The sequence below is a fragment of the Nostoc sp. genome (genome assembly GCF_036917655.1).
Classification (GTDB): domain Bacteria; phylum Cyanobacteriota; class Cyanobacteriia; order Cyanobacteriales; family Nostocaceae; genus Nostoc.
Genome location: NZ_JBALCY010000009.1, coordinates 97,297 through 115,962, shown reverse-complemented (window position 1 = coordinate 115,962; position 18,666 = coordinate 97,297). Strand labels below are relative to the sequence as shown.

Here is an 18,666-nt window from a genome sequence, read left to right as displayed (position 1 = left end):
CATTACCCTAAATCACGGGTTTATTGATTCCCAGGCAGTCACAACGACTCATATGATGTCCGGGCAATTAAGCATAATACCTGGAACCCCACCCCGCCAAAGCTGCGCTTTAGCTCCCTGCCCCTAATCCCCAGAGGGGGCCCCGAGTTCCCCGCAGGCGGGGAGGGGTTGGGGGTGGGGTTCTTTTATTATGGGTAATTTAGCGGACATGATATCAAAAGGGGTCAGATCGCTTTTCTGATTAGTCTCGGCAACACTACCTTAGTCATGTCTTCTGTTCTGTACAAGCCAAGATTATTTTTTAACCCATTACGAGGATAGTTCAAGAAAGGGGAACTATAACAATAACCATCTTCTGGGAAATAGTTGAACACTGCAAAAAGTTGCAGTTTGTCATATTTTTGACGCCCTTTGACTCCATGAAGTTTGGGATGAGGAATCATTATATAAAAACGACATAATCCAGAGCAATGGAACCCAATTCAAATTTCACGGAAAATCAACTTCTCTTGTCAAGCGCTCAACTTCAAGAGCAACTAGAGCAACAAAAGGCTTTGGCGAGTGTAATTGTCCGAATTCGGGAGTCTCTTGACTTAGAAACAATTTTTCAAACGACTGTTACACAAGTGCGTCAGTTGCTAAATGCCGACCGAGTAGCAGTCTTCCAGTTCGATCGTGAACAAAACTGGGAGGGAGAATTTGTTTCTGAAGATGTTGCACTTGGCTGGGACTCAGCAATGGCAGTAAAAGTTGACGACCACTGCTTTGGAGAACAATTTGCTAGTTATCAACAAGGTCAAGTGCAAGCAGTAGCAGATATTTACAAGGCGGGACTGAGTGATTGTCATCTGGAAATTTTGAGTAAATTTCAGGTACAGGCTAATCTTGTTGTCCCTCTAGCGCGGAAGAAAGAACTGTGGGGATTGCTTTGCATTCATCAGTGCAGTCAGGCTCGTGACTGGAAAGAATCGGAAATTGAGTTTATTCGTCAAATTGCTGACCATCTTGTTGTTGCGATTCAACAAGTAAAGCATCTCCATGAAGTCCAATTGCAAGCTGTAAAATTAGCTCAAGCAGTTCAGCGCGACCAAGTAATAGCTAAAATTGTTGATGAAATTCGCTCACCCCTTGATATTGAAACTATCTTTAAAACCACAACTCAAGAAATACGTAAGCTGCTGCAAGCTGACCGAGTTGCCATCTTTAGCTTCAATGCCGATTGGAGTGGTAACTTTGTTGCTGAATCATTTACTCAAGGCTGGACTCCCTTAGTTGGTGTTCAGCCTACAATCGCTGATACTTATTTACAACAGACGCAAGGCGGACGTTACCTTGACAACCAGACATTTACAGTCAATGACATTTATCAAGCCGGATTAACAGACTGCCATGTAACCCTGTTGGAGCAATTCCAGGCAAAAGCCTTTGCAACTGCCCCCATTCTCCAAGGAGATCAACTTTGGGGAGTCATTGCTGCTTACCAAAATGCCTCACCCAGACAGTGGCAATCTTATGAAGTCGAATCACTGACCAAAATCGGCACACAAATTGGTGTGGCCTTACGACACCATAAGTTGCTGGCACACGCTCAGTACCAAGCAGAGCAACAAAAGACATTAACTAGCGTGATTACTCGAATTCGGGAGTCTTTAGATTTAGATACAATCTTCCAAACTACTGTCACCGAGGCCCGGCAAATGCTGCAAGCAGACCGAGTGGCAGTCTTTCGTTTTGACCCTCAAAAAGATTGGGAAGGAGAATTTATTTCTGAGGATGTTGTACCTGAATGTAACTCGGTAATAGCAGAAAAAGTTTATGACTATTGTTTTGGTGAAAACTTTGCACCCCTTTACGCCCAAGGTCGAGTAACTGCGATCGCTGATATTTATCAAGAAAAGTTTCCAGGTTGCTACGTCCAAATCCTAGAAAAATTTCAAGTGCGGGCAAATATGGTCGCACCTCTATTGAAAAAAGGTGAACTTTGGGGATTGCTGTGTATTCACCAATGCACCGCTCCTCGTTACTGGCAACCCTCTGAAATTGAATTTGCTAGTCAAATAGCCCAGCAATTGGGAGTCGCATTAAAACAGGATTCTTATTTAAAGCAAGTTCAAATGCAGGTTGTCCAGTTAGCACAAGCCACCGAACGCGAGAAATCAATGGAACGGCAAGAACTGCTGGCTGCAACCATTGATAAAATCCGCCAGTCACTCGATATTAAAACTATTTTTAGAACCACTACTCAAGCTGTGCGAGAGTTGCTCGAAGTCGAGCGAGTTGCAATCTACCGCTTCAACCCAGATTGGAGCGGTAAATTTGTGGCAGATTCCTTTAAAGATGGATGGAAAGCTGTTGCACATACCCAACCAATGATTATAGAAACTTTTGAGGACACAGACGACGATAACGAACTTCCGCGTAACGAAACCTTTGTTCCGATTCAGGAAGGTGAAAAATTATGGGGATTATTAGTTGCTTATCAAAATTCGCAACCGCGTTGTTGGAAAGAGGAAGAAATCAATTTACTGGCTCAAGTCGGGGTGCAATTGGGAATTGCGATTCAGCAAGCGGAATTACTCGAACAAACTAAACGTCAAACCTCAGAACTGACTCAAGCCCTGCAAGAATTAAAACAAACTCAGACTCGGTTAATTCAGGGTGAAAAAATGGCAGGTTTAGGACAACTACTTGCTGGAGTCGCTCATGAAATCAACAATCCTGTCAGTTTTATTTTTGGCAATCTCATCCATTTAAATGAATATGCTCAAGAACTGCTAAATGTAGTGAAACTTTACCGGCAAAACTCCTCCCTATTGCCAACTGTCCAAGAGCAAATTGACAAGGCTGATTTGGACTTTCTCATCGAAGATTTACCCAAAACCCTTGAATCGATGAAAGTAGGAACAGAGCGGATTTGTGAGATTGTGCTATCACTGCGTAACTTTTCTCGTACAGATCAGGCTGAATTGAAGGCAGTAGACATTCATGAAGGATTGGATAGTACTTTGCTGATTTTAGGGCATCGGCTAAAAAACAATAATGAACGCCCAGCTATTGAAATTATTAAAGAATATGCTACTTTAGCTTTACTCGAATGCTATCCCGCCCAATTAAATCAAGTGTTTATGAATCTTTTGAGTAACAGTATTGATGCATTAGAGGAAAAGTTTAAAATTATACAGCAAAGGTATTTGAAGTTATCCAAAATATGTCCTGTGATACCTATGACTATCTGGATTAGTACCCAAGCCGTTAATAACCAGATTGTAATTAGAATAGCTGATAATGGTCTTGGGATTCCAGAAGAAGTGCGATCGCACATGTTTGACCCCTTCTTCACCACCAAAGCACCAGGTAAAGGTACGGGCTTAGGATTGTCTATCAGCCATCAAATAGTAGTTGAAAAACATCATGGACAAATTAAATGTTCCTCTAAACCAGGAGAAGGAACAGAGTTTTTAATTGAAATTCCTAGCAGTAATTAGATGCAACTGGTCTTTGATAATTCTCACTTAGTATTAAGTAGGGGAGCGAAGATAAACAGAGTTTTTCTCTGTTCCCTGAAAACATCACAACTGCCATTGCATTATGCTTTATAAGTTATTTTCATTATTCTTTAGTCTGTAGTCTGTAGCCCACCTCTTTGACTGGCGAGTTCTTTTTCTATATTGTTGATGACTTTTGCTCAATACTTGAAGCTTTTAAATTTTGCGGAACACGATCACAATCAAGTTGGGTGACAGGTATAATCAGAAAAACACCATATAAGAAAATTATCCCTACTTGTCCAGTAAAAAACCCAATAAACCGAAGTAACTTGGGCTGAATAGTGAAATTAAGTTTATTTTGTGTTTGCTCATGAATTTTTAGATTTTTACCTCGGGACAAATACCAAAATAAAAGTAAATTGGTAACTAATAATACATAATTTAATAAAGAAGTTTGATTTTCAATTTTTCGCAAAAATGTCTCTGTTTTTAGGCTAAACGCCGAGATTCTTCACTTACAACCCAAACTATCTCGCGTTGACACACTAGTAACCGGATTTACCCCATCGGCTCTTTCACACAATAGCGATACTTGATAGCGGTCAATCAAAGCGTCTGTAAAATCAGCGCCTGTAATTTCGGCATCATAAAAACGACTGCTCGTCAAAGTTGCTTCTGTAAAAATGGCATTTTTTAGGTTAGCACTATCCATAGTCACGCGATCGACTAAAGCGCCGCTCAGGTTCGCCCCTTCCAAATTTGCCTTTAATAAAACTCCCTTAGTCAGAATTGCATTGCTTAAATTCGCTCCTTGGAAATTCGCGCCTCGCATTTCTGCTGCTACAAAAGTCACACCTGCCAAATCAGCATTAGAAAAGTCACGATTTTCTAAATTTATATTGTTGTAGTTGATTGTGTTGAGTTGAGCAAAAGCCGGTTTTGGATTAAGTATTATCCACAAAAATGCTAGTATCAAAATCACAATCAAACCAAAAAAGCGCAGTAAAATCTTTTTCATAACTTTATTATTTTTCAGTAGTCCTTTGTCATTAGTCCTCTCTTACAAAGTTCTGATCGGAGGAAACCTCCGCTCAGACTTTGCGCTTTGTCATTTGAGCAATGACTAATGACTAATGACTAATGACCAATGACTATTTCCAATCTTTACCAATCCGAATTGTGAGGTCAGATTCTAAATCACCAATCGCCGACACCTCGATTTGACCCAAGCCTAAGACTTTTTGCAAATCAACTCCAACTCGTCGGTTGCCTTTTTCGACAATAATCTGAGTTTGACGTTGGGTATCTGGCCAATCAGGCACTTTGTAAATATTAGTAAAGCCTTTCTGTTTGAGATAAGCAATAACTTTTTCAGTTAGCTGAGGTTGATTGGAGGCATTTTGAATAGCAATTTTGAGGTTAGGAACCCGGCGCATATCTGGCTTAAGACCAGGTACATTTACCCCAACATAATCATTCAACAGGCTTTGTTGTCCAGTCATATTTAGCCAATAGCTATCAGGGTCTTTGCTAAAACGGCTAAAGGTACCAGGCAACACCGTCATTTGGAAATTATCCCGATCTAGGTTGAGGCCGAAGTTCACCAACGCCATCATTTCTTCCATCTTCAGGTTGGTATCAAAATATTTTCGCATCAAGCGAGTTAATTGAGGCAACCTCGGTAAGACGGTGGGACTATTAAGGCGTTGCAGCAATGCTGCTGTTAGTGCTTGCTGACGCTGCACTCTCGGCAAATCTCCCAAACCTGGTTCTGAGAACCGGGCAAACTGTTCTGCTTGTTCGCCGTTGAGAGTTTGCCAGCCACTGACTAAATTAATCGACAGCCGACTGCTGGAGTCTTTATATTCCATTGATTTGGGAACAAAGACCTCTACTCCGCCTAACTGATCGACTAACTGCCGTAAGCCGCTGGTAGAAATACGGATGTAGCGATCGATTGGGGCGTTGTTTAAGGTACGGCTAACTACCCGTGCTGCCAAGACTGGGCCGCCTTGGGCATTGGCATCAGATACCTTAGTTAATCCCTTTTCTCCCTTTTCGGGGATGGCAATCATCGTATCTCTGGGAATGGAAAGCACCCGTACAGATTTTTCACTAGGGTTGAGCCGTACCAGCAACATGGTGTCGCTTTTGCCAGCGAAGCTTTCTGGTGAACCGTCAACAGTACCCCTGACTGGTTCAATCCCCATAATTAAAATATTCATCGGTCGTGAAAGCTGGTACTGGGAGAGTTTGCTCCATAACTCCCCTGGTAGTGGTATTTTTATCTCGTCTTTACTTGCAGTTCCTAAATCTTCATCTGTTCGATCTAGATTGCTCCACAAAGGAGTCCACAGCGCTAACGTTGATACCAGCAACCCAGATAAGATGATGCCGATGACAACCGTCATGATCCACAACAGCCATCGAGGCATGGTCAAGCCCAATCTCTCGTAAAGCTGATTGGGAATTGCACCCACAGATTCGACAACGCTACGATTGGGATTCGTTGGCGGGTTTAGTTCTACCTCCTCCTCCTCTGAGTCTGCCACTGGTGCAGGCGTTACTTGATTTTCCGTCCGTTGAAGTTGCTGCGATCGCACCTCAGTTTCAAATTCTACTACTTGCTGAGATGTCATCGGATTTTCCGACCATTCGATTTGTTTTATCACAATTATTTCCCCACTCAACCACTCCCTAAAAGTTATGTTAATCGAAGCTACAAATATTGCCAGTGGAAAAGCTCACTGTAAACTTGTAATGTTCTTCGGTAAGCGTGTATGACAACATGAATACTTTATTGTTCCCTGTAATCCTTGCTGGTGGTAAAGGTGAACGTTTTTGGCCTCTGAGTCGCAAAGACCGACCCAAACAATTTTTAAGTCTTGATGGTAGCTCTAGAAGCTTATTACAAGCAACCGCCGATCGATTAATAGAACTCGGTGGCGGTGAGTCCAGCGCGGTCTTGGGGGTTTCCCCCATGAGCGACTGGCGAACCCGAACGGGGTGGGATTCCTTGTGGGTCATAACTTCTAGTCAGATAGCTGAAGGGGTACGACAACAATTACCTGATCTACCAGTTGAAAACTTACTGATTGAGTCGGAAGGTAGAGACACTGCCGCAGCGGTTGCTTGGACAAGTTTAGAAATCAAACAGCGCTATGGAGAAGACGCTATTATTGGTTTTTTCCCTGCTGACCACTGGATTGCTGACCAAAAGGCGTTTGCACACACATTAAGTGCGGCTACGCAACTGGCAGCAAGCACAGCAGCGATCGTTACACTGGGGATCAAGCCTACTTTTCCATCAACCGGTTACGGCTACATTGAACAAGGCGAAAAAATAGGTAGCTTTAATGAGTTGCCAGCTTATCACGTCAACCGTTTTACTGAAAAGCCCAACCGTGAAACAGCAGAAACCTTTTTATCTACGGGACGCTTTAGCTGGAATAGTGGCATGTTCGTTTTTCGGGCAGGGGTTGTTCTCAAGGAACTACATACCCATGCTCCAGAAATTATCGAACCTTTAGAACAACATGGTCCTGATATCTATCCCCAGTTGCCTAAGAAGAGTATAGACTATGCGCTAATGGAAAAGACAACTCTAGCATACGTTTTGCCAGTTGATTTTGGTTGGGATGATTTAGGAGATTGGAATGCGATCGAACGCTTACTGAAGACAGAAAAGACTCCCAACGTGGAACTCGCTACTCACATAGGGTTGGATACGCAGGGGGCGATCATTTATGCCTCAAATCCAGAAGATGTAGTTGTTACTATTGGTTTAGAGGATGTGGTGATTGTGCGCGATCGCAATGTCACCCTCATTGTTAAAAAAGAACGTACCCAGGAAATCAAGCAGATCCTTAAAATTCTTCAAAGCGATTCCCGATTTACCGACCTGCTATAAAAGTTAAAACCCTTGGCAGAGGCGAAAAAGTCTATTTTGCCATTATAACTTGACTGTCTGTTATTTTATCTGACAGTTATGGACATTATTAGCTTTGAGCCTCTCGCCAAGACAATGGCAATTGAGTCTATTACGGTCTATCAAAAATATATTTCTCCGTCCAAAGGATTTAGTTTCTCCCATCGCCTATTACACGGCGGGGATTCCTGCTCTAATTACGTCAAACAAATGCTGAGTGAACAGAAGCTCCACCAAGCCGTACAATCATCCATAAAAAGATTTCAAGACTGTGGCGCAGCTAGCAAAACTTTAACCAATACCAAAGCTAGAGCCGACTTTCGTTGTATTGTTATCCCCTGCTGCTTACCTCTTTAACTCCTCTGCGTCTTTGCAGTTCTTTATAAAAATGTTCCTCACCCAAACTGTTCCCCGTCAACGAGAAATTCTTGAAGTATTCCTTCGCAATGGCTGGGACTATATGCGAAGGTTACTCACTGGTGGCAAAGCTGATGAACCCCAGTTACCTACACCTGCGGTTTTAAAAAATATCCTGGTAGACTTGGGGCCAGTTTACGTTAAACTTGGACAGCTAATGTCTACGCGTCCAGATTTACTGAACGCTGCCTACATTGAGGAACTATCAACTTTACAAGACGAGGTACCGGCAGTTCCTTGGTCAGAGATAGAAATAATCCTTCGTAAAGAATTAAAACGTCCACTAGCAGAAACCTTCAGCACAGTTAACCCGATCCCCGTAGCGGCAGGATCAATTGCCCAGACACATCGCGCCACATTAGCAGACGGTCGAGAAGTCGCTCTGAAAGTGCAACGTCCGGGAATTGATCTGACTATTGCCCAAGATATTGCTTTAATTCAAGGGATTGCCGATTTAGTAGCGCGGACTGAGTTTGGGCAAACCTACGAAATCAAATCCATCGCCGAAGAATTTACCAAAGCCTTAGAAGCCGAGTTGGATTTTACACGGGAAGCTGGTTTTACAGACCAACTGCGGCGCAATTTATCTAAAAGTCGCTGGTTTGATCCTACACAAATCGTGGTTGCGGAAATTAACTGGGAATTGACCACAGAAAAATTACTGGTGATGGAATGGCTGGATGGGGTGCCGTTCCTGGCGGCGGATTTGGACAGTAACAATAATGGGAAAGACCCTGCTGTAGAGCGTAAAGAAATAACTACTTTGTTGTTTCGGGTATTTTTTCAGCAACTATATATTGATGGCTTTTTTCATGCTGATCCCCATCCAGGAAACTTGTTTTATCTCAAAGATGGTCGTGTTGCCCTCTTAGACTGTGGCATGGTGGGAAGACTTGACCCCCGTACACAGCAGATATTAACAGAAATGTTGTTAGCGATCGTTGATTTAGATGCTCAAAGATGCGCTCAGTTAACTTTGCAGCTATCAGACTCTGCTCAACCAGTAATTTTGTCGCGGTTAGAAAATGATTACGATCGCATGTTGCGAAAATATCATAACGTCAGCCTCACCCAAATAAACTTCAGTCAGATAATTTATGAAGTTTTACAAGTTGCCCGCAACAATAAAATTAGGTTGCCTAGCAATATGGGTTTGTATGCCAAAACCCTAGCGAATTTAGAGGGTGTGGCGCGGACATTTAACCCAGAGCTTAATTTTTTTGATGAAGTCAAGCCATTAATCACAGACTTGTTTCGCCGTCAGTTAATAGGCGATAATCCAGTGCGATCGCTATTACGGACAGCCTTAGATATTAAAAGTCTGTCTCTCCAATCTCCCCGCCAAATCGAACTGTTATTAGACCGAGTTACCTCGGAAACCTTACAGTGGAATCTATCGCTGCGGGGTTTAGATGGCGTGCGCCGCACTATGGACGATGCGGCTAACCGACTATCTTTTAGTATTTTAGTGGGTTCGCTGATTATGGGTGCAGCAATTATTTCCACCAGAGCGCAGACAACTCAGCTATCTTTTTTAAGCACCATCCTCTTTGCAGTCGCTAGTTTATTGGGTTTGTGGTTAATTATTAGTACATTGCGATCGGGACGTTTACGGTAAAGTCTATGTGTTGTGCATAATGCCCACCACAGGAAATCATCATATGTCACTGGCGAAAATTCCTGCTTTCGTATTTGGAACCACAGATACATACAGGAGTTTTACTTGTGACTCTGCCAATTTTCGATTTTGAATTTTAGATTGAAGGAAAAATCTAAAATCTAAAATCTAAAATTCAATGACTCTTGCTGTAAACAGCGCTAAACATCAATGATTTATGTGTGTTTACCTATGTAAATGGGCATAAATAATTAAAGGTTTTTAGTAAGGGTTTCAGCCCTTACTAATAGCCAATTTAATTAAACTTGTATTACGTAACATAGTTTGATTATTGTCTACTTATATGATGTCCGCGCAATTAAGCATAATACCCCCAAGCCCACCCCGCCAAAGCTGCGTTTTAGCTCCCCTCGCCGCAGGCGGGGAGGGGTTGGGGTTCTTTTTTTATGAGTAATCAAGCGGACATGATATTACTTACATCTGTGGTTCTAATATAAAAAATATGTCAATCATCGTTGTTGAAAATCTGAGTAAATCTTATCCAGTGGCAGTTAAAAGTCCGGGTATTAAGGGTACAATCACCCATCTTTTCCGCCGCACCTACCGCACAATTAAAGCAGTTCAGGATGTTTCCTTTGAAATTGCCCCTGGTGAAATAGTGGGATTTTTAGGGCCAAATGGTGCTGGTAAAACCACCACACTCAAAATGCTCACAGGGCTAATTCATCCCTCTAGCGGTACAGTCAAAGTAGCTGGACAAGTTCCGTTTCATCGTAAAGAAGCATTTTTGCAAAAAATTACCTTGGTAATGGGGCAAAAGCAGCAGCTAATTTGGGACTTGCCAGCGCTGGATTCTTTGAAAATTAACGCTGCTATATACGACATCTCTGATAAAGAGTTCCAACGGCGGGTGGGAGAATTAACAGAGATGCTTTCCCTAGAAGGCAAACTTACCCAACCAGTACGAAAGCTATCTTTGGGTGAGCGAATGAAGGCGGAATTGCTAGCAGCACTTTTGCACCGTCCCCACGTATTGTTCCTAGATGAACCGACTCTGGGACTAGATGTAAATGCTCAGGTGGCGGTACGCGATTTTTTGCGCGACTACAATCAGCGTTATCAGGCTACAGTGCTGTTGACGAGTCATTACATGGCTGACATCACAGCTTTGTGTCAACGAGTGCTGTTGATTCACGAGGGAAGGCTGATGTATGACGGTAACTTAGATGGACTGCTAGAACGTTTTGCCCCATACCGGGAAGTCTATATAGAGTTAGCCCAACCTCTACCGATAGAAAAACTTATGATCTATGGGGATGTGCAACTCTTAGAAGGGCGATCGGTGCATTTTATGGTATCTAGAGAGGCGCTCACGCGCACGGTATCTAAGATTTTGACGGATTTGGAGGTAATTGATTTAACTGTCACCGAACCGCCTGTAGAAGAAGTGATTGGACGAGTTTTTCAGGCAGGTGTTCTGTAGTGAGTGCCGCGAGGAATAGAGTTGCCGAGAGGAAAATGCACCATAGATGAAAAAATTTATTAGAAAAGCTCTAACTTTGCTGTTAGTATACTACGCCTATAAGGTTGAGTATCGAGCAGAACTAATCTTATGGGTTTTGGCTGGGTCTTTGCCGATTATCCTTATGGGTATTTGGATACAGGCAGCACAAGGCGGACAGTTTGGGCTATCACCTGTGGATTTTGCTCGTTACTTTATCACAGTTTTCGTTGTTAGGCAATTAACAGTTGTTTGGGTAATTTGGGACTTTGAAAGAGAGGTAGTGGAAGGCAAGCTTTCGCCCAAGTTGCTACAACCACTCGACCCAGTATGGCATCATGTTACCGGACATATTTCTGAAAGATTTGCTCGGCTAATGGTTGCTTTTTTATTAGTGGCATTATTTTTTATTCTTTATCCCCAAGCTTTTTGGGTACCAAGTTTGAGTAGATTTTTGCTGTTTACATTGGCTGTGGTGCTAGCTTTTGCTTTGCGGTTTACGATTCAGTACACTTTTGCCATGTTCGCCTTTTGGACAGAACGGGCTACTGCTTTAGAGAATTTTTGGTTGTTGTTTTATCTATTTTTATCTGGTTTGATAGCACCTTTAGAGGTTTTTCCAGAACCTGTACGGCAAATAGTGATGTTTACGCCTTTTCCCTATTTGATTGATTTTCCTGCGAGTCTTTTGGTAGGGCTACCCGTGGATATAGGGCGAGGATTTGGGTCAATGTTCGGTTGGATATTAGTGTTTTTGGGTGCGAATCGCTTGCTGTGGCGTGCGGGTTTGAAGCGGTATTCTGGGATGGGAGCTTAAATAACTCATAATTTATAATTAGGATGTTTACCACCCCAGAATTTGGCTAAATTGAGGTAATTTAAAACTTTCTTGAGCAAATAAAGATTTATCTACACTGACATATCCTACCTCACGATTTGCTCAACTAAAGCGCTGTCTAATACGAAGGTAGGAAAAAAAGCCATGCAAAGTACCAACTCACCACAAGAATTTTATATCTATGTTGATATAGATGACACATTAGTCCGAAGTTATGGTGCTAAAAGAATACCAATTACTGCAACGATAGAACATGTCAAAGAACTTAAGAAACAGGGGGCTAAACTCTATTGCTGGAGTTCGGGTGGATTAGAGTATGCGAAGAATACTGCAAGAGAACTTGGAATCTTAGACATTTTTGAGGCATTTTTGCCCAAACCTCAGATGTTACTGGACGACCAAGAAATAAAGTATTGGAGAGGGATGATACAGGTTCATCCTATGTCATGTCAATCCAAAAGCTTAGATGATTATCGAGAGCAGTTAAAAGCTCATCTTACAAAAAGTTTTGATATTTAGCACGATCTCCGATCTCCCAATAGAGTTCGGTTAAGCTCTAAACAGTGAAATCGCAATTTCTCGGAGGTTGGGTGGAGCGAACCAAAACCCAATGCAGAATTGAAGGTTGAAATTGAAACGCAAAAGGTCGGAAAAGTTTAAACCGGGGCAATTTTTTTCCCTGCGAATTTATAAAATCATCTACTAAGTTGAAGAAATTTGAATACTGCTAATGAATCCACGCAATTCGTCTAGAGTATTTAGCGTCAAAAATCTTCGCTTAATTGCCTCTAATTACTCTAAATCAAAAATTTGAGAGATTTCTGGCATTAATTCTAATCCCTGAATACCAAATTTTATCTCCAAAAGCAGTTCAATGCTCAATAGCCTCTCCTCTCGTATAATGCTCAATAGCCCCTCCTCTCGTATCGCTTTTTCCCGTGCCTGTTGAACAATTTCCTGATAAAAAAAAGATTTCTCGAACACTGACATATCCCACCTCACGATTTGCCAAACTCAAGGAAGTTCCATTACTTCAAATGATTTGCCGCAATTCATCTAGAGTATTCACACTCTTAATTCCCTGCTGAATTGCCTTTAATCTATCTAAATCAGCAATTTGAGAGATTTCTGACATCAGTTGCAATCCCTCGTTGCCAAATTTTATCTCTAAAGCGAGCTCAATACCTGACAGTATCCCTTCTAACCGTCCTTCTTGCCGTCCTTCTTGCCATCCTTCTTGCCGTCCTTCTCGCCGTCCTCGTTCTTCCCCTTCTCTCAAAATTTGCTGATACCAGGGAGATTCGCGTAATATTGCCATATCCCACCTCATAATTTGCTGGACTAAAGCGCTGTCTAATACGAAGGTAGCAAAAAAAGCCATAACAGTTTCTAACTGGCTCAATTGCTCATCGGCGCGGAGAATTTGCAATGCCCGTTGCATTATTGATTCTTCTGCACCGCCCTTGAGAATTGGTACAAAGGGAAGCAAAGATGGAACAGGTTGAGTCAAAGCTATTTCTACATCGACTTCCCAAAGGTTGATAACACGGTAGTCTTGACGCGCCTCTAAACCTGCAAATTGCGATTCATAGCTAGTGGGAATTTCAACATCACTCTCTTTGAGGATATTAACTAGTACCGGATAGGTAGGCAAATTGTACTTTTCTTCTGCCAATGCTGCGTATGCCCGCATCCGTTTGGGCATTTCAGGTTTGTAGCGTAATTGTAACTCGTTGAGTACGAGAAATTCGCCATATTGGGGACTGGTGGCGCGGACTAATACATCACTTTCACGGCTAATCCACTGGAATTCGGAGTTGAGAATTTCTCCGCAGACAATATCGGGAATTTTCGTTACCCATTTTACCCAATTTTCGGGTGCGAGGCTGATTAATCGCTTGGTGCTAATATCTGCTGCTTTAGCCATAGGGGATGTAGATGACCATAGTTGTAGTTTATGGCTAAAGTGGCGATCGCTTCGATGGGCTACGCTTATGCACTGATGTACTTTGCTAGAGATTTTATAAATTACTCGGTATCGTCTTAAACTTTTCTGCCGTCCCCAAAGAATAATCTTCTAACTTAAAATCAGCAAAAGGTTTCTTTTCCAACCTATCCCGTAATGCCTCATCCAGAATTAAACCTGCTGATTGTTTTTTTACCCCAATGATTATAATACTTCTCTGATATTTAGTTAAATCCTGATTTACCTGACAATCACTCCGTTCAAATTGTCCCAAATTTAATATCCGATAACCTTTGACGCTTGGTGTATTAATAAATAAATTTTTAACTAAAAATTGTATTTGTTTGGAACGTTCTAGAGCCATACGTTCTTGAACTGCTGTATCACCCTTGCAAGAAACTGTACCTACAGAGATAATCTCACTGGGGTCTTCCATTATATTCTGTATACCTTCTTGTTCTAGGTTCAACTTTAAAAGGTTGAGACTAATAATTTCATTATTATATTTAATTTGAAAATTACTACCTAAAAGCCATTTATATTCTAGTGATAAAACAGCTATATTAAATTCGGCTACCTTTCCATGACTATCCCTACCTTCTTTATAAGGAAAATAATCAATCTTACCTTTTTTATCTGGAGATTGTTCGGAATTTGGCATCAAAGTAAATTTTGATGTCCGCGTTGCTAAAGCCACTATACTAAGTAATCCTAATATTACTAGCATGACTGCAAAAAATGCCAGTAGTCGTACTTCTTCTGGCTGTTTATGTGGAGGCGACAAAGTTTTAGTAATTGGCGGGGACAACTGCTCAATGTTAAGATTGCTTACTAAATTAATATTTGTAGAAGTAGTTTCTGTTAGTTGGGTTTCAATTTCTTCTAGGCGCTGCAAAATTTCCTGAGTATTGGCAGGACGCTTTTCTATATCCAGTAGTGTTAGCCAATCAATTAAATTCAATAGTAAGGGTGAGATATGGATGGCATGATTTTGCCAGTGCAAAAAATTGTGCTGCATATCATACATATCTAAGGGATGATATCCCGTGAGTAAAAATACAAATGTGCGTCCCAAGGCAAAAAAATCTGATTGCGGTACTGCTTGAGCATTCATTTGTTCTGGGGCGCTGTAGCCAGATGACATAAGTGCTGTCATCCCGTCGCCGTTGCTGAGTTTATCAGGGTAGGTTCTGTCAATTTCAGTGGCGGTGCCAAAATCAATCAGTACCAAATCCCCCCAACCCTTCCCAATGGGGGATCTAATCATGATATTAGATGGCTTAATATCTCGATGCAGGTACTGTTTACCATGCAATAAATCCAAAATTTCTACCAATTGTTTTAACCAGGCTACAGCTTGTTCCTGCGAAATAGGGTAATTCTGCTGCTGCTTTAGCCACTGTTCTAAGTTGTACCCATCGATTTTTTCCATTGCTATGCAATGCAACACTAAAGCATTTCGGGTTTGATACTGAAAGTAACTATCTTCGTTGGGAATGCCGGGATGCTTGAGTTGTCTCAATATGGTTACTTCTTGCTGAAATAGTTCTACAGCTTTAGCGTCACCTGATAGATCCTCTTTGAGTATCTTGAGGATTTTGGGGGTATCTTGTTCGTATGCCTCATAAACTCTACTAAACCCTGTTTTGTCACTCAACAGGCACGTCACCCGATAACGCCCTAGCACTTCCAGATGAGAACCACAACTTTGACAAAAGCGGTTTTGATGATTATTCGGGTGATTTGGTTTAGGGCAAACGGGATTGATACAAAGGCTCATGACTGGCTTATCCGTACTTTAACAGTTATCAGTTATTAGTAGGACTTACGCAAACAATAGCCAAAACCCTGATTTTCAGGTAGGGGCAATTCATGAACTGCCACTACAGCGTGTAGTTTTTCGTAAGTCCTAATTAGTTATCAGTAACCAGTGAACGCTGATGACTGATAACTAATAACTGATTTAAGGGGAGCGCAGATGCGTAGCCACTTATAGCGGTTCTCGGTTGAGTGAGGTGCAAGAACCCCACCCCCAACCCCCTAAGAGCAAGCGAGGAGGAGACTATGATGTACCTCATCTGATTAGGAAACGCTATATCGCTAGACATCGCTCCTATTAATTCTTCTGTTGCCGGATGATAATCCCGTCCAATAATAATGAGATTTTCTATCTCTGTTCTGCCAAGAAAGCTGCTACAGTTTGGTTAAATGCCTCTGGTTGTGTCAAAAACGGCCAATGATTGCCAGGAACTTGGCAGATGCGTAAGTTTTTGAGATAGGTTTTATAGGGTTGGATTTGCCAATCTTGGCGATTTAGACCTTGTTCTGGTTGGACAAAGAGGGCATGGGTATCAAGGGGGATTGTAAAACCAGGTACTTGCATGACTTCCTCAAAAATCCCGTCGCGGGCGGCTATAGTAAATTTGCTGCCCCAACTACCATCGAGTTTTTGTTCTATTCCGGCTTGGAAAACCTTCTGCTGTAAGGAACTCCATCCTTGATATTGCTTTAACTGCCGTGCTTGTTGTTCGGCTTGTTCATGACTGGCAAAGGGACCCATGCTTTTGAGAAAAGGCAAGAAGCGATACAACATCGGAAAAGTTACCCTGAAAAGGCTGGGCATTTTCCAGATGAAAATCGGATCGACTAGAATTATACTCCGCAAACGCTTTGGGTTTTGCCTTGCCCAGATGGCGGCTAATTTGCCTGTCCACGAATGACTTACAATATCGACAGATGTCCATCCGAGATGATCCATAAGTGCTTCGAGGTCTGCGATCGCACTTTCAAAGCTATAATCTCTCTCAGGCTTACTACTTTGCCCATGTCCGCGCATATCTGGTGCAACTATGTGGTAGTCTGCCGCTAAGTAATCTCCTAAACTAGACCACACTAGAGCATGATCGCCTAAACCGTGTAACAGCAGTAAAGGTTCTTGACCTTGGTTCCACTCTAAGTAAGAAAGTTGGATATCAGGCTTTGATAAAGTTTGACGTACAGGCATCATTGCACATCCACCAGTGAAGAGATAGTTTCGCGTTTATATAGTACTGCGAAAGAAGATTGAGAGCAGGGGAAGATGGGACTTGACAGCTACAACCAAGCCTGGTAAATTCTTCCCAATCTCAACTTTTCTCATAGGTCAAATTACTTGGATGCGATCGCGCATTTGGAGTCAGAGTAATTAAATCGTCAATATTGCGTTTCATTGTGGCGCAAATCGCATCTAGAGGTAAGTCGTTAGGGTCATAACCAAAGGGGTTTTCTATCTCCAAACCAATGGCTTCAATGCCAAATACTGTAAAACCAACTAAACCAGCAATTAAACCTGTCCACCAACCCAGAGTCTCCACTATTTGAAAGGGTAGCAGAAAACAATATAGTAACAATAATTGCTTAAGATGAATGGCATAAGCTAATGGCATAGGTGTTTTTAAAATCCGTTCGCAAGCGCCTAAATTATCCACAAGATTATTCAATAATTCTTGCATAGATGTTAACTGGTAGCTATTAAGGCAATTGCGATGATACTGCTGCTGTAAATAATCTCCTATCCAAAAAGCAACCTCTATGGGGGGATTATTCATAATCTTCAGTTTTATATACTTACTAGATGGCATTAAATCTTCTAACTCGCTATTGACTGCTTCATCTCGTAAATGTAATTTAGTTGTCACAGCAAAAGCTACCAATAAATTTAATGCTGTAATTTTATTGTCTTTATCTTCTGGAGAGATTTCATCAATTGATACCCAAATTTGCCGGGCCAGATTTCGGATGTTATTTACTAGAGAACCCCAGCATTTTCTCCCTTCCCAAAATCGCTCATAAGCAGTGTTGGTGCGAAAGACAAGTAACAAACCTAAAACAATACTAGGAATAACACTTCCTAAAATAGGTTGAGATACAGGCATCTCAAAATGGTAAAGTATAGAAATTAAAAATCCGAAAGCTCCGCACAATAAAATATGTTTGTAAATTGCTTTCATCACCGAACCTTTAAATTGTAATGTTGTGCGTAGCCATGTGATTTTTTCGGCTGTCATACAGTCACCCTAAGAGAATATTTAGTGAATCGATAGATTAAATATCGATACTTTAAAAATAATAACTATAGAAATAGCACAATTGGGAAAGAGGATACTGTAATAAGTAGTGTTGGGAAGATCACAGGATATACTCGCGGTAATGACTGTATCCTACCTTCTGTGACAATCCGCTGAGGTAGGAAGGGGGAGCAGGGGAGGCGGGGAAAGAGAGAAGGCTTATTAGATAAAAGTCAAAAGCGATGCCTACGCCTACGCAGAAATTGTAAAGAAATGTAAAGACTTTTCGGTGGCTGCATAAATCCCGTGGCTCACCCCGATAAATCGATAGAACAAAAGGTACATGGCTATCGATAGATGGTTATACAACATTAGTCGCTATCATGTATCCCAGTAAATCAAAAAGTTCTAATCTGTACAAATCCTGCCCTGTAAATTGAATGTTTAGACATAACTTATTTAGTTATGTCTTTTTTCTGGTTAGTCTCAAAACGTTGAATTTCAATCAAATAACCACTGGGATCACGTAAAAAACAGTGGTAAATGTTGTACTTTTCATTTAGTGTAGGTGGCTTTTCAAATTTGACGCCACGTTCTTTAAGATATTCAAACCACTCATCCACCTGCTGTGTTACCAAGGTAAAAATGACACTTGATTGCTTGTTGGCTGGAGGAGCTGATGTTTTGGTTGCTTGACACAATCCCAAGTATCCAGAGCCACTAACAGTATAAATTCGACAGGTTCCTTGGTCAAGCCACAACTCCAAGCCCAGCTTTTGTTGGTAGAATTCTGTGGACGCATCGAGATCATGAGTATAAAAGAAAGTTATCTGCTGTTCAATTGGCGGATGATCAGACATAAAA

At 41.6% G+C, this 18,666-nt stretch carries 16 protein-coding genes; 7 read left to right on the top strand and 9 right to left on the bottom strand.

Annotation, left to right across the window (positions count from 1 at the left end):
* The first annotated feature begins 470 nt into the window (after positions 1 to 470).
* Positions 471 to 3,485 carry a GAF domain-containing sensor histidine kinase gene (locus V7K30_RS04865; protein WP_334997649.1) on the top strand — a complete coding sequence of 1,005 codons (3,015 nt, stop codon included), beginning with the start codon at positions 471 to 473 and terminating at the stop codon, positions 3,483 to 3,485.
* A gap of 178 nt (positions 3,486 to 3,663) precedes the next feature.
* Here the strand turns inward: V7K30_RS04865 and V7K30_RS04860 are convergent, their stop codons facing one another.
* The 3 genes from V7K30_RS04860 to V7K30_RS04850 form a co-directional block, all read right to left on the bottom strand.
* On the bottom strand, positions 3,664 to 3,963 hold the full coding sequence (locus V7K30_RS04860) for a hypothetical protein (RefSeq protein WP_334997647.1): 300 nt from the start codon (positions 3,961 to 3,963) through the stop codon (positions 3,664 to 3,666).
* Positions 3,964 to 3,999: 36 nt separating this feature from the next.
* A complete protein-coding gene (locus V7K30_RS04855; RefSeq protein ID WP_334997645.1) occupies positions 4,000 to 4,506 on the bottom strand; it encodes a pentapeptide repeat-containing protein in 507 nt (168 codons plus the stop codon).
* A gap of 133 nt (positions 4,507 to 4,639) precedes the next feature.
* The gene (locus V7K30_RS04850) at positions 4,640 to 6,160 is read right to left on the bottom strand and encodes an LCP family protein (RefSeq protein ID WP_334997643.1); all 1,521 of its coding nucleotides are present in this window, start codon (positions 6,158 to 6,160) and stop codon (positions 4,640 to 4,642) included.
* Between the two features lie 116 nt (positions 6,161 to 6,276).
* Between V7K30_RS04850 and V7K30_RS04845 the strand changes: the two genes are divergently transcribed.
* The 6 genes from V7K30_RS04845 (at position 6,277) to V7K30_RS04820 (ending at position 12,309) form a co-directional block, all read left to right on the top strand.
* Positions 6,277 to 7,398 (top strand): mannose-1-phosphate guanylyltransferase, encoded by a 1,122-nt coding sequence (locus V7K30_RS04845; RefSeq protein WP_334997641.1) that lies wholly within the window; start codon positions 6,277 to 6,279, stop codon positions 7,396 to 7,398.
* A gap of 78 nt (positions 7,399 to 7,476) precedes the next feature.
* On the top strand, positions 7,477 to 7,773 hold the full coding sequence (yidD, locus tag V7K30_RS04840) for a membrane protein insertion efficiency factor YidD (protein WP_334997639.1): 297 nt from the start codon (positions 7,477 to 7,479) through the stop codon (positions 7,771 to 7,773).
* Between the two features lie 31 nt (positions 7,774 to 7,804).
* Positions 7,805 to 9,451, top strand: coding sequence for an ABC1 kinase family protein (locus V7K30_RS04835; RefSeq protein WP_334997637.1), 1,647 nt, complete (start codon positions 7,805 to 7,807; stop codon positions 9,449 to 9,451).
* Between the two features lie 502 nt (positions 9,452 to 9,953).
* Positions 9,954 to 10,934 carry an ABC transporter ATP-binding protein gene (locus tag V7K30_RS04830; RefSeq protein ID WP_334997635.1) on the top strand — a complete coding sequence of 327 codons (981 nt, stop codon included), beginning with the start codon at positions 9,954 to 9,956 and terminating at the stop codon, positions 10,932 to 10,934.
* Between the two features lie 46 nt (positions 10,935 to 10,980).
* Complete coding sequence (locus V7K30_RS04825) at positions 10,981 to 11,769, top strand: ABC transporter permease (RefSeq protein ID WP_334997633.1); 789 nt, start codon at positions 10,981 to 10,983, stop codon at positions 11,767 to 11,769.
* 165 nt (positions 11,770 to 11,934) lie between these two features.
* Positions 11,935 to 12,309: a hypothetical protein gene (locus V7K30_RS04820; protein ID WP_334997631.1), complete on the top strand. Its 375-nt coding sequence runs from the start codon at positions 11,935 to 11,937 to the stop codon at positions 12,307 to 12,309.
* A 273-nt stretch (positions 12,310 to 12,582) separates the two neighbouring features.
* Here V7K30_RS04820 and V7K30_RS04815 read toward each other — a convergent pair whose 3' ends face one another.
* The 6 genes from V7K30_RS04815 to V7K30_RS04790 all read right to left on the bottom strand — a co-directional run bounded on the left by V7K30_RS04815 (position 12,583) and on the right by V7K30_RS04790 (position 18,662).
* Positions 12,583 to 12,780 carry a hypothetical protein gene (locus V7K30_RS04815; RefSeq protein ID WP_334997629.1) on the bottom strand — a complete coding sequence of 66 codons (198 nt, stop codon included), beginning with the start codon at positions 12,778 to 12,780 and terminating at the stop codon, positions 12,583 to 12,585.
* Positions 12,781 to 12,823: 43 nt separating this feature from the next.
* Entirely contained in the window at positions 12,824 to 13,717 is an 894-nt protein-coding gene (locus V7K30_RS04810; RefSeq protein WP_334997627.1) for an Rpn family recombination-promoting nuclease/putative transposase, read from the bottom strand.
* 94 nt (positions 13,718 to 13,811) lie between these two features.
* The gene (locus tag V7K30_RS04805; protein WP_334997625.1) at positions 13,812 to 15,536 is read right to left on the bottom strand and encodes a serine/threonine-protein kinase; all 1,725 of its coding nucleotides are present in this window, start codon (positions 15,534 to 15,536) and stop codon (positions 13,812 to 13,814) included.
* Between the two features lie 387 nt (positions 15,537 to 15,923).
* A complete protein-coding gene (locus V7K30_RS04800; protein ID WP_334998144.1) occupies positions 15,924 to 16,760 on the bottom strand; it encodes an alpha/beta fold hydrolase in 837 nt (278 codons plus the stop codon).
* 121 nt (positions 16,761 to 16,881) lie between these two features.
* Positions 16,882 to 17,802, bottom strand: coding sequence for a bestrophin family protein (locus V7K30_RS04795; RefSeq protein ID WP_334997623.1), 921 nt, complete (start codon positions 17,800 to 17,802; stop codon positions 16,882 to 16,884).
* A 455-nt stretch (positions 17,803 to 18,257) separates the two neighbouring features.
* Entirely contained in the window at positions 18,258 to 18,662 is a 405-nt protein-coding gene (locus V7K30_RS04790) for a VOC family protein (protein ID WP_334997621.1), read from the bottom strand.
* Positions 18,663 to 18,666 lie beyond the last annotated feature (4 nt).